Here is an 11,824-nt window from a genome sequence, read left to right on the forward strand (position 1 = left end):
CTCGAGATTTCGAGTTCTCCTCGTGCAGAGGGCGCAATGCTCTTCGCAACTTCGATGACGCTGTTCTCGTAGAAGTACAACCCCGGCACCGCGAAGCGGCTTTTCGGGAACTCGGGTTTCTCCTCTATCGATACCGCCTGCATGTCGCGGTCGAATTCGACGACACCGTAGGCGCTCGGGTTCGCGACGTGGTAAGCGAAGATCAGGCCGCCGTCGATGTCGACGTATTCGCGCAGGCTCCCGCCCAGGCCCGTGCCGTGGAAGATGTTGTCGCCCAGTACGAGCGCAACCGATTCGTCACCGATGAAGTCCTCGCCGATGATGAAGGCCTGGGCGAGCCCGTCCGGCTCCGGCTGCTCCGCATAGCGAATCGAAATGCCCAGCTGCGAACCGTCACCGAAGAGGCTCTTGAACTGGTCTGTGTGCTCCGGCGCCGTAATGATGAGCACCTCGTCGATGCCGGCCATCATGAGCGTCGACAGCGGATAATAGATCATCGGCTTGTCGTAGATGGGCATGAGCTGTTTCGATATGCCCTTGGTGATGGGCCAGAGTCGCGTGCCGGTGCCGCCCGCGAGGATGATGCCGCGCATCCGCGTCTCCTTCCATGCAGTGCTCAGCCTACCAACGAGCGGATCGCCGCCGGACACCGCGTGCTTTCATCGCTCAAACCGCATTCCAAGAGTCGACGGGTAGCATCTAGGGGTGACCCATGCCCCAATACCCCGGATCGCCCTGCTCATGGCGACGCACAACGGCCGGGAATTCATTGAGGCGCAGGTCATGTCGATCCTGCAGCAGCAGGATGTCGAAGTACTGCTCTTCACTTCGGATGACGACTCCACGGACGGCACGAGGCAGTGGATGGACGCGTTCGCCGACCGGGATGATCGGGTCACGATCATCCGCGAGGGTCGCGGCGGCACCGCCCCGCGAAACTTCTTGAGGCTCGCGCTGCACGCCGACCTCGCGGATGCCGATGCCGTCGGCTTCGTCGACCAGGATGACATCTGGTTGCCGAACAAGCTCGCGCGTCAGTGGGCATCGCTGCAGCGTGCGGATGCCGTCTCGAGCGACGTCATCGCGTTCTATCGCGATCGCCCTTCGCAGGTGATCAGGAAGTCGCAGCCGCAGCGTCGGTTCGACTACCTGTGCGAGAGCGGCGGCCCGGGATGCACGTTCCTGCTCCGCAGGGAGGCTTTCGATCACGTCATCGGGTCGGTGCGCGATCATCCGCTGCTGCCGCACGCCCCCGCCCACGACTGGCTCGTCTACGCGGTGGCGCGGGCACTCGGGTACTCGTGGTTCATCGACCCCGACCCGACGATGGCGTATCGCCAGCACGGTGGCAACGTGATAGGGGCGAACGTCGGCATCTCGCACGCGCGGAAGCGTGCGAAGCGACTCTTCAGCGGCGAGTTCCGCAGTCAGTGCACCACGATCGCTCGGCTCGCAGCCGACGCCGCGCATGACGACAGTGATCTTGCCGAGCTCGCGGATGCGTTCGCTCAGCCTTCCAGGGCATCGCATCTCGCCCTGACCAGGATGTCGGGCGAGCTGCGACGCCGACCCCGCGACCGCCGCATCCTGCAGGCGCTTATCGCCTCGGGCCTGTTCTAGGATTCGAAGGCGTCGTCAGGAATCGGCGACTGCTCCCTGAGTTCGAGTTCGAGCGGGATCGCGAGACTCATCCCGTAGGTCTCGGTGAAGTGATGGTAATCGCGGTAGACGTGGACGTCGCCGATGACGCCCGGGCACACGCCGTCGAGGCAGAACCAGCGCGTCATATCGACGAGCCAGGCGCCTTCGACCTGGAGCGCGGCTTGCGCTATGACGTCTTGCCCGAGTGGTGTCTGCATCTCGGCCAGCTCAGTGAAACAGGGGGCGCGAGGTTGCAGTCGTGAGCACTCGATCGTCTCGTTCGTCGTCATGGGATAGTCGCGCATGACGATGATCTGCGTGCCGCGTTCGATCTGCCACTGCCACGCCTCGCGGTAGCCGGCGACACCGGCTTCGAGGCTCATCTCGCCCGTCGCGGGGTCGATGAAGTTGCTGTTGCCAGCGAATGCCGAGGTGAAGATGAAGTCGTACGGCTCGATCGAGCCGAAATGCTCCAGCAGGTCTGCGATCCAGTCGAGACAGGTTTCCCGCACATCCTGGTTGTTCTCCTGGCGCCCCGTCGTGTTGAAACTGCAGGAGGCCTTGTTGAAGGTGTCGAGTTGCCATCCGTGCTGGTCGGCAAGCGCCCGCAGCGCGGGGAACCACACGGCGCCGTGCGAATTGCCGACAAGCGCGATTCTGACGGTGCCGTTCCTGTCGCCCCACGAGCAGGGCTTGAGCTCCGTTCCCGTCGGCCGAGTATGGCAGTCGTCGGCGAAGATCCTGCCGGAGTCATTACCCGGAGTCTTCGGCAGCACGGGGGCCGAAACGTCCTCTTCGCAGTTCTCCTCATCATGGAGGGCGAGCGCTCCGAAGCACGGTTCCGTCTGGACTTCCCATCGCTCCTGGGCCTGGGCGGCGGTGCGCTGCGCGACGAGAGCGTCGCCGACGAACCCGAGCCCGCCGGTTGCCACAGCGGAGACGACGGCGACAGCGGTCACGGTTCTGCGCGTGAATGCGCGTTTGGATGCGCGGAAGTCGGCGAGCGGCCGCTCCACAAGACGGACGGTCAGGTAGGCGAGCACGAACGACAACCCCAGGATGCCGAGCCCGGTCAAGAAGCCGACTTCCGTGCGCCCCAGCACCGTCAGCGTGAAGATCATGACGGGCCAGTGCCAGAGGTAGAAGCCGTATCCGAAGCCGCCCATCCAGACGAACGGGCGCGTCGCGAGCAGCGCATTGGCGCCCCACTTCGCACCGTTCTCACCCGCGACCATGACGGCGACCGCTGCGAGCACGGGAAGCGCGGCGACCCAGCCGGGGAAGACATCCCCGACGGGCAGCAGGAAGCCGATGGACACCAGGACGGCAAGACCCAGCCAGCTCAGTGCTCCCGCGAGCGCGCTCGGCATGCGCACGCGATGGATGAGCAGCGCGAGGAGTGCGCCGGCCCCGAACTCCCACACCCTTGTCAGCGTGCTGAAGTAGGCGAACTGCTGATGCTGCTGCGTCTGCACGATCGACCACGCGAAGGACGCCAGCACGAGCACGGCGATGACCCCCGTCACGATACGCCTTGTGCCGTGTTCCGACCCTCTTCCGATCCGGACGGCCACGAGGAACAGCAGGAGCCACAGGACGTAGAACTGCCCTTGGATCGACATCGCCCAGAAGTGCTGCAGCGGCGACCTCGACTGATCGGTGGCCAGGTAGTCGACGGAGTTCCAGGCGAGGTACCAGTTCTCCCAGTAGAACATCGAAGCGATGATCTGGTCGAAGGTGTCCTGCCACAGCGCAAGGGGTCTGAGGATGACGGTGCAGATGAATACGACGATGCAGACGACCGTCGCCGCCGGCAGCAGTCGTGTCGCGAGCCTCGCGAGATAGGTCAGCGGCTGAATCGTGCCGTACCGGCGGACGTGCCCGAGCAGCGTGAGCGTAATGAGGAATCCCGAGACCGCGAAGAAGACGTCGACGCCGCCCGAGACCCGGTTGAACCAGACGTGATAGACGGCGACGAGCACGAACGCAACCGACCGGAGGCCCTCGATCTCGGGGCGAAACCGTTTCGCTTGTTCTTGGGGCTGTGTCACGGGAGAAACTTTCGCAGGGGCAGCAGCTCACGATACCGCACGGAGCCCGCGCCGCTTGCCCAGTGCGATAATGCTTGCAGATCTCGATACGACGACCGTCAGAGCCCCTCATCGCTCGACGAGAAGGCAGTTTCCGTGAAGCTACTCGTAACCGGTGGTGCCGGATTCATCGGCTCCAACTTCGTTCGTCGCGCGATCGAGGGCACGTATCCGCATCTTGCCGGAGCGCACGTCACGGTACTGGATGCGCTCACCTACTCCGGCAATCTCGCCAATCTCGAGCCGGTGCGCGACTCGGCGAGCTTCGAGTTCGTGCGCGGTGACATCCTCGACACCGCTGTGCTCGACCGTGTGCTTCCCGGTGTCGATGCGATCGTGCACTTCGCCGCCGAGAGCCACGTGGATCGCTCCGTGCTGGACGCTTCCGTGTTCGTCGACACGAACGTCGCAGGAACGCAACGCCTGCTGGATGCCGCGCTCCGGCACGGTGTCGCTCGCTTCATGCACGTTTCGACGGATGAGGTCTACGGTTCGATCGAGGAGGGCTCCTGGCCGGAAGACCACATTCTCGAACCCAACAGCCCCTACGCGGCGTCGAAGGCCGCCAGCGATCTCCTCGCGCGCTCGTACCACCGCACGCACGGCCTGCACGTGAGCATCACGAGGTGCTCGAACAACTACGGCCCGTACCACTTCCCCGAGAAACTCATCCCGCTCTTCGTCACGAATCTGATCGACGGCCGCAGCGTGCCGCTCTACGGCGACGGTCGCAACGTACGCGACTGGCTGCACGTCGACGACCACTGCGCCGGCATCGCGCTCGTCCTGGAGTCGGGCCGGGCCGGCGAAATCTACAACATCGGCGGTGGCACGGAACTCAGCAACCGTGAACTCACTCGGATGCTGCTGGAGGCGACAGGGCGCGACGAGTCGTTCATCGAGCCCGTCGCCGACCGCAAGGGTCACGATCTGCGCTACTCGGTCGATATCACGAAGATCACAGAAGAACTCGGGTATCGGCCGCGCGTGCCGTTCGAACGAGGGCTTGCGGAGGTCGTGCAGTGGTATCGCGACAATCGCTCGTGGTGGGAGCCGCTCAGAGACAGGGCCCGTCTGCCGTGAGAATGCTCGTGACGGGGGCCGGCGGGATGCTCGCCCGCGACATCCTGGCAGCACGCGGTGACCACGAACTCGTCGGTCTGACGCGCGCCGAGCTCGATGTGACGGACGCAGCTGCCTGCCGTGCGGCCGTCGCCGGATTCGACGCCGTCATCAACTGTGCTGCTTTCACCGCCGTGGACGAAGCGGAGTCGAACGAGCGGGCCGCCTACGCCGTCAACGCGACCGGCGCACAGAATCTGGCGCTCGCAGCGCACGCTGCAGGAGCGGTGCTCGTACAGATCTCGACCGATTACGTCTTCGACGGCACCGCGACCAACCCGTACCGCGAGGACGCCGAGCTGAGCCCGCTGGGCGCATACGGGCGTACGAAAGCCGCCGGCGAATCGCTCGCGCTCGCAGCGCACGAGGAGACCGTCATCGTGCGCGTCGCATGGCTCTACGGCATGCACGGCCGCAACTTCGTCACGACGATGCTCCGCCTTGCTGACGAGCGGGAAACCGTCAGCGTCGTCACGGATCAGCGCGGCCAGCCGACGTCCACGACAGAAGCGGCGGCGAGCATCCTGGCGCTGCTGGACGCGGGCATCCGACGCGGCACCTTCCACGCGACGTGCACGGGAGAGACGACCTGGCACGGGCTGGCGCGCGCAACATTCGCTCTCGCAGGGCTCGATCCAGAGCGCGTTCTGCCGGTGACGTCTGCCGAGTTCCCGAGGCCGGCGCCCCGGCCGGCCTTCAGCGTGCTCGATCATTCGGCGATCCGCACGATTCGCGCACCCGCGCTGTGGGAGGATGCCCTCAGGCGAGAGCTTGCACGGATGGGCGCGCTCGCAGAAGGGAACCCAGGTGACGACCGCACTACGAGTGATCCTCGATGACGTCGGTGGCCAGACACGCACGCCGCTGGCATGGTACGGCGAAGAGATAACGCGCGCCCTGATCCAGACGGCGCCGGACGAGATCGGGGTGAGCGCTTTCACCGCCGCGATCTCTGCCGAACGCGAGGCCCGCATCCACGAGTTGTTCCCCGGCCTCCAGGATCTCGAGCACGCGAGGCTTCCCGCACGCGAAATGCGCGAAGCCTGGCTGCACTCGTTCACGACCTTCCCCCTGTCGGGGCTCGTGCACTCGACGAGCCTGTTCGCTCCGCTGCGAGCACGGATCGACCAAGACAGCGGTCAGATGGTGGTGACGGTGCACAGTGCTTCCGCGGTCTCCGACCGCAGCACGGCCAAGGATCGCTGGTTCGAGAAAGCGATCAAACGGGCCTGGAAGCATGCCGACGGCATTGTCGTGCCGACCTACGCGGTTGCCAACGAACTGGGTGAGATGTTCGACTTCCGGGGCCGCATCCGTGTCATCGCCGGCGGTGTCGCCGACTCGCTCGTCCTGCCGGACAACGCGAATGAGCGGGCGAAACTCATGACGCTGCCGGAGCGCTTCGCGGTCGTCATGACGCAGCAGTCGGCGCAGAGCACGGGCGAGGATCTCGTGAAGCTGCTCGCCGACTCCGCCATGCCGGATATCCCGATCGTCGTCGTGGGACCCGTGGCCTGGGACGACGAGACCCTGTCGGCGATGGCCGTCAAAGCCGGCATCCCGCCCGCCCGCTACTGGCCCGTCGGCGAACTCGACGACGCCGACCTCGCGGTCGTGCTGAGCCGTGCCAGCGCGCTCGTGCACATCAGCCGCAACGACGCCTTCGCGCTGCCCGTCCTGGCCGCCTTCAAACTCGAATGCCCCGTCGTGCACATCGCGACGCCCTCGCTCGACGAAGTCTCGAACGGTGCCGCGATCTCGGTCAGCCCCTCCCCCGACGGCGACCTTTCGCGCCCGATCGCGGAGGGCCTGCGGCGCGTGCTGGAGGAGAACGGACTCGCCGCTGAACTCACTGCGCTCGGAAGCGATCGAGTGCGCCTCTACGACTGGCGGATGGCTGCGGAGCAGGTATGGCAGTTCCACGCGGATCTGTAGACCGGCGCATCAGCGTTGCGCTCTGCACGCACAACGGCGCTCGGTTCATCGAGGAGCAGCTGCGCAGCATTCTGCAGCAGTCGCTGCCGGTGCACGAAATCGTGCTCGGTGACGACGAGTCGACCGACGACACGGTCGGCATCGCTCGCGCTGTCGTCGCGGACTCCGGTGTCGAGCTGGTCGTGCGGGAACACAGCCCCGGGCTCGGTGTGCGCGAGAACTTCGCCGACGCGGTCGCGGCAACGACGGGTCACGTCGTCGCGCTCAGCGACCAGGACGACGTGTGGCACCCCGAGCGACTGGCGCGATTGGTCCCGCATCTCGACGAGGCACGGCTCGTGCACTCGGATGCTCGGCTCGTCGACAGCGAACTACGGCCCCTGGGTTCGACACTGCTGACCTCGCTCGAGGCCTCGTCATGGGAGCTCGAGCAGTTGGAGCACGGGGATGCACTCGCCGTGCTGCTGCGCAGAAATCTCGTCACGGGAGCGACGACCGTCATGCGGGGCGGCTTCGCGCGGGGCGCGCTGCCGATTCCGGAAGGCTGGCTGCACGACGAGTGGTTCGCGATGCTCGCGGCAATCGACGGCGGGCTGCGGCTCGTACCGGAAGCACTCACCGACTACCGGCAGCACGGCGGCAACGAGGTCGGTGCCCGGCGGATGAGCCCGCTGGACAAACTGCGGATGCTGCGGCAGCCCGATTCCGGCGCGCATCGCAGGAAGGCGCTCAGAGCGACGACGCTCGCGCAGGCCGCATTCGACCGTCGGCTCGGCGACACGGCAATCCGGTGGCTGCTCGTCGAGAAGGCGCGACACGAACGCACCAGGGCGGGGCTCCCGGGGTGGATTCCCGGGCGTGTTCCGGCAGTGCTCCGGGGCTTCGCGTACGGCCGATACTCGCGGTTCGGCCGGGGCGCTGCGGAGGCCGCAAGGGACTTGCTGGAGCGACGCTAGCGCATCCATCGGTTCGGGGTTCAGACGGTTCCTATCGGTCTAGACGCCGTCTACACCAGTAAAAACCGTCTCGAACTGCCCTTAGCTGAACGGCATTCCGGCTAGTGGCGCGCGTTCAAGCCGCAAGGATCAGGCTCTCCAGCTCGATGCGATTGACAACCTCAGGGAAGACGGTCTGGAAGTAGGTGGCCGTGATGTGATGGCGATCCATGTAGACGATCACGTTGCCGATGATCACGGGGCACACACCGTCGGAGCAGAACAGGTCGCGGGTCTCGATGACCCTGACGCCATCCGTCTCGAGGCCGATGTCGAAGTACGGGTCGATGTAGTCGTAACCGGTCTCGACCGTCGTGTCGCACTCGCCGATCGTGAGCGCCTCTTCTGGCGCTTCCAGCAGGCATGTCTGCTGGGGGTAGCTCATGCGGGGGTTGTCCTCCAGCACGATGACCTCGGATCCCGCTGCGACGAGCCTCGGCAACTGCTGCGCCACGGTGTCGGAGGTGTCGGGCTTCTCCCCCTGCGCAGCGTTGCCCGTGACGATGACGACGTCGAACGGGTCGTCGCCGAGCAGCAGCTCCTCCTGCTCGTACCACCGGGTTCCGCACTGCTCGTCTTCCGCCGTCGCGAGCCAGACGCAGTTCTGCCCGACGAGCGTCGTCATGTGCCAACCGCGCTGCTCCGCGAGACCGGCGAAATCGGGCAGCATCGTCGCGGCGTGCGAGTTGCCCATCAGCGCGACCCGGACCTCCGCGTCGTCCTCCCCGAACTCGCAGGTGAGGAGATCCCAGTCGCTGTACCGATTCACGCAGTCGTACGCCCAGCGGTGGTCATTCGCAGCGAGCTCACGATCCGGCACGATCGGTTCGCCCGCCAGGATGCTCTCGCACGCTCCCGCATCTTGTGTCAGCTCTCCGTATCCCCAGCACGCCGCGAGTTCCTCGCTCGTGGGCTCGTACGCCTCCAGCTGCTGCTGATGGTGGTGCTGGGCCGTCAACGCCGCGACGGGGATGCCGACGGATGCCGCCCACGCCACGACGAGCACTCCCGCGACGACGCGTTGCGGTTTCCCCTCCCGCTGCCAGCCGCCCTGCAGCGGCTCCTCCAGCAGCTTCTTCGTCAGGTACGCCAAAACGATACTGCCCACGATGATGGCGGAACCGCCGAGCAGACCGGGGACGCCGTCGAGCCCGCGCCAGTAGCGGTAGAGCACGAGGAGCGGCCAGTGCCACAGGTAGATGCCGAACGCGATCGACCCCAGCCACACGAAGGGCTTCCAGGCCAGCACCCTCGTGCCGGCCCACCAGCGCTCCTGGTCGCGGGTGCTGACGAGGATCATGGCAGCCGCGAGCGCGGGTACTGCAGCGATGACACCCGGGAATCCCGTCTCGACGGGAAGGACGGCGCCCGTGAGCACGAGCGCTATCAGCGCCAGCCACGACGCAATGCCGGCTGCTGCACCGCGCAGGTGAATCCGTGACCCGAGCATCGCGACGAAGGCGCCGATCGCGAACTCCCACATGCGCGTCCAGGGAACGAAGTACGCGAACGGCTGTTCAACGTGCGTTTGCCACACGGAAAGCCCGAGCGAAACGACGAAAACGCCCAGCACGACCCACATCATGGTGCGTTTGGGATGAGTGGAGAACACCCTGACGAGCAGAAGAACAAGGAGCCCGACCAGCAGCCACAGAACGTAGAACTGCGACTGGATCGACATCGCCCAGAAGTGCTGCGCCGGCGTGGACGGATCTTCCGCGTTCAGATAATCGACCGCGTTGAACGCGAGATACAGGTTCTCGACGGAAAGGGCGGAGGCGATGATCTCTTCGAAGCCTCTCCTCTGCAGCGCGGTCGGCGCAAAAAGAGCGGTGATGAGCCCGACGAAAACCAGCACTGCGGCAGCGCCAGGCATGAGCCTCCTCACCAACCGTCCGAAGAACTGGACGGGCGTAACTCTGCCCGCTTCGATCTGGCGCAGAATCAGCAGCGTTATGAAGAAGCCCGTGACGACGAAGAAGACGTCGACGCCGCCGGAGACGCGCCCGACCCACACGTGATAGACCATGACGAGCACGGCTGCGACCGTGCGCAGACCTTCGATCTCGTGGCGACGTTTCGTTGGTGATGAGTTCATGCGGGTTTCGTGGGGTGGAGTGGAACCCAACACTGAGCTTGGGCATGCGCTGCGCGCGACGGCCAGCGCAAATGCGCGGATGAGCCCGATACATTGTACCTGCGTGGGATGCAAAGTCGAGCGCGCAGGAAACCTCCCGGTCACCCGTTCTTCATGGAGTGTTCTTAGCCACGACCTCTCCTCCTACTGTGCGCATCCTGGTAACGTGGCTTCATGGATGCACTACGACTCGAAGAGCTCAACGCCAGGAATGTCGTTGAAGCCAACAACCTGACTCTCAAGCCCGGCCAGGAACAGTTCGTAGCACCCGTATCGAACTCGATTGCGGAAGCATACGTCAATCAGAACACCGCCTGGCCCCGCGTTGTCTACTCCGGCGATGAGCTCGTCGGATTCATCATGGCCACGTTCGATACCGAATCCACCCGGGAGGAGTTCAAGGCGCTGATCCTGCGCATGAACGTCGCCGCCGAGGCGCAGGGGAGGGGCGTCGGTCGCTTCGCCGTCGAGAAGATCGCCGAAGAGGGCCGCAACCGTGGTGCGGAGAACCTCTACTCGATGTGGGAGGGCGGGGAAGACGGCCCTGACGCGTTCTTCCGCCACGTCGGATTCGAAGTCATCGGCGAAAACGAGTTCGGCGAAGTCGTCGGCCGCATGCCGTTGGCCGGCTGACCAACTCCCGGCAGCTCGCACCCAACATCCACCGTTCTCCAGGGCTAGAAAATCGGTCTATGTCAGCGGTCGGCACCGTATAGAAGGCCGGCACTTCGTATAGACCGATGTTTGGGCCCAGCTTCGTGCGGGGCGCTGCTCATGCGTCGAAATCGACCACGAGTTTGCCGAGAATGTCCCCGTCGATCAGGCGCTGCATCCCCGCCGGGATGTCGTCGAAACTCAGGGTCTCCGTGCTGGGCCTGATGCCCGTGCGGCCAAGAAGCTCAAGCAGCCTGGCGAATTCATCGCGCGTGCACGCGGTCGAGCCGATGATGCTGAGCTGCTGGTAGAAGACGCGGTTCAGTTCTGCCGGTGGCATAGCGCCCGTCGTAGCGCCGCACAGGACGACGGTGCCACCCGGCCGCACGCTGCGAAGGCTGTGCCCCCAAGTCGCCTCGCCGATGGTTTCGACGACGACATCGACCTTGCGCGGCAGTCTGGCCCCGTTCTCGAACACTTCGTGAGCCCCCTGTTCGAGCGCGAACTGTCGCTTCTCCTCCGTGCGAGAAGTTGCGAAGACTGTGGCGCCGGCTGCTCTCGCGAGTGCGATGGCGGCGCTGGAGACCCCACCGGATGAGCCCTGCACCAGCACGGTGTCGCCGGGGCGCACTGCGGCCCTCGTGAACAGCATCCGGTAGGCCGTGCCCCACGCGATACCGAGACACGCCGCGTCGGTGAACGAGACCGATTCCGGTTTGTCGAGCAGCAGCTCATCCGGCACCAGGATGAGGTCGGCGAGCGTTCCGTCGACAGTTTCCGACAGCAGGGCACGCCCCGGGTCGAGCGTGACATCTCCCCCTCCGCGAACTGCATCACCGATGACAGGATGCAGCACGACCTCACGGCCGTCATCGGTCACGCCTGCACCGTCGCAGCCGAGAATCATGGGAACGCGGTCGGCAGGATGCCCGACGCCGCGCAGTGTCCACAGGTCGTGGGGGTTGAGGCTGGCCGCCTTCACCCGCACAACCGTGTGACCCGGAACCGCTTCGGGAGCGGGATGGTCGTGCTCGAGCTGCAGACCCTCGAGCGGTTCGTGGGCGTTCTGTGAGACGACGAGTGCGGCGCGCATCCGGGTTCCCTCCGTTGGTGTCTTTGCGACACCTCCATCCAATCAGGCTGCGCTCTTCGCCGCAGCCTCTTCTGCGATGCGCTGCAACTGACGCTGTGGCGAGGGGCGGAATGGATAGTCCATTCCGCCCCTCGCTCTGCTGCACTTTTCAGCGCTG

10 protein-coding genes are annotated in these 11,824 nt (G+C 65.3%); 6 read left to right on the plus strand and 4 right to left on the minus strand.

Annotated features, from left to right (window positions below):
- On the minus strand, positions 1–593 hold a 593-nt coding region (locus Q0O95_RS11060; protein ID WP_293698490.1), incomplete at its 3' end, for a sugar nucleotidyltransferase.
- Positions 594–705: 112 nt separating this feature from the next.
- On the opposite strand from Q0O95_RS11060, the gene Q0O95_RS11065 reads away from it, so the two are divergent.
- Complete coding sequence (locus Q0O95_RS11065) at positions 706–1,620, plus strand: glycosyltransferase (protein ID WP_293698493.1); 915 nt, start codon at positions 706–708, stop codon at positions 1,618–1,620.
- Here Q0O95_RS11065 and Q0O95_RS11070 read toward each other — a convergent pair.
- Complete coding sequence (locus Q0O95_RS11070; protein ID WP_293698494.1) at positions 1,617–3,692, minus strand: acyltransferase family protein; 2,076 nt, start codon at positions 3,690–3,692, stop codon at positions 1,617–1,619. The two genes, Q0O95_RS11065 and Q0O95_RS11070, sit on opposite strands and share 4 nt — an antisense overlap.
- A gap of 135 nt (positions 3,693–3,827) precedes the next feature.
- Here Q0O95_RS11070 and rfbB point away from each other — a divergent pair, with 135 nt between their 5' ends.
- From rfbB to Q0O95_RS11090, 4 genes are read left to right on the plus strand one after another with little or no spacing between them, the layout of a single operon-like run.
- A complete protein-coding gene (gene rfbB / locus Q0O95_RS11075; RefSeq protein ID WP_293698496.1) occupies positions 3,828–4,814 on the plus strand; it encodes a dTDP-glucose 4,6-dehydratase in 987 nt (328 codons plus the stop codon).
- Between the two features lie 2 nt (positions 4,815–4,816).
- Complete coding sequence (gene rfbD / locus Q0O95_RS11080; protein WP_293698510.1) at positions 4,817–5,692, plus strand: dTDP-4-dehydrorhamnose reductase; 876 nt, start codon at positions 4,817–4,819, stop codon at positions 5,690–5,692.
- Positions 5,661–6,788 (plus strand): glycosyltransferase, encoded by a 1,128-nt coding sequence (locus Q0O95_RS11085; RefSeq protein ID WP_293698499.1) that lies wholly within the window; start codon positions 5,661–5,663, stop codon positions 6,786–6,788. The genes rfbD and Q0O95_RS11085 overlap by 32 nt, the downstream gene beginning before the upstream one ends.
- Positions 6,764–7,744 (plus strand): glycosyltransferase family 2 protein, encoded by a 981-nt coding sequence (locus Q0O95_RS11090; RefSeq protein ID WP_293698501.1) that lies wholly within the window; start codon positions 6,764–6,766, stop codon positions 7,742–7,744. The genes Q0O95_RS11085 and Q0O95_RS11090 overlap by 25 nt, the downstream gene beginning before the upstream one ends.
- 115 nt (positions 7,745–7,859) lie before the next feature.
- Here Q0O95_RS11090 and Q0O95_RS11095 read toward each other — a convergent pair whose 3' ends face one another.
- Positions 7,860–9,881: an acyltransferase family protein gene (locus Q0O95_RS11095; RefSeq protein ID WP_293698503.1), complete on the minus strand. Its 2,022-nt coding sequence runs from the start codon at positions 9,879–9,881 to the stop codon at positions 7,860–7,862.
- A gap of 213 nt (positions 9,882–10,094) precedes the next feature.
- Between Q0O95_RS11095 and Q0O95_RS11100 the strand changes: the two genes are divergently transcribed.
- A complete protein-coding gene (locus Q0O95_RS11100; protein WP_293698506.1) occupies positions 10,095–10,553 on the plus strand; it encodes a GNAT family N-acetyltransferase in 459 nt (152 codons plus the stop codon).
- Positions 10,554–10,692: 139 nt separating this feature from the next.
- On the opposite strand, the gene Q0O95_RS11105 is transcribed toward Q0O95_RS11100, so the two are convergent.
- Positions 10,693–11,667 (minus strand): zinc-binding dehydrogenase, encoded by a 975-nt coding sequence (locus Q0O95_RS11105; RefSeq protein ID WP_293698508.1) that lies wholly within the window; start codon positions 11,665–11,667, stop codon positions 10,693–10,695.
- Positions 11,668–11,824 lie beyond the last annotated feature (157 nt).

This window comes from uncultured Agrococcus sp. (assembly GCF_945915485.1).
GTDB lineage: Bacteria > Actinomycetota > Actinomycetes > Actinomycetales > Microbacteriaceae > Agrococcus.

What these genes read in the sequence shown, in the direction of transcription:
- rfbD (WP_293698510.1), top strand. Translation starts at nt 4,817, where the DNA reads ATGCTCGTGACGGGGGCCGGCGGGATGCTCGCCCGCGACATCCTGGCA.
- Q0O95_RS11090 (WP_293698501.1), top strand. Translation starts at nt 6,764, where the DNA reads ATGGCAGTTCCACGCGGATCTGTAGACCGGCGCATCAGCGTTGCGCTC.
- Q0O95_RS11100 (WP_293698506.1), top strand. Translation starts at nt 10,095, where the DNA reads ATGGATGCACTACGACTCGAAGAGCTCAACGCCAGGAATGTCGTTGAA.
- Q0O95_RS11105 (WP_293698508.1), bottom strand. Translation starts at nt 11,667, where the DNA reads ATGCGCGCCGCACTCGTCGTCTCACAGAACGCCCACGAACCGCTCGAG.
- Q0O95_RS11095 (WP_293698503.1), bottom strand. Translation starts at nt 9,881, where the DNA reads ATGAACTCATCACCAACGAAACGTCGCCACGAGATCGAAGGTCTGCGC.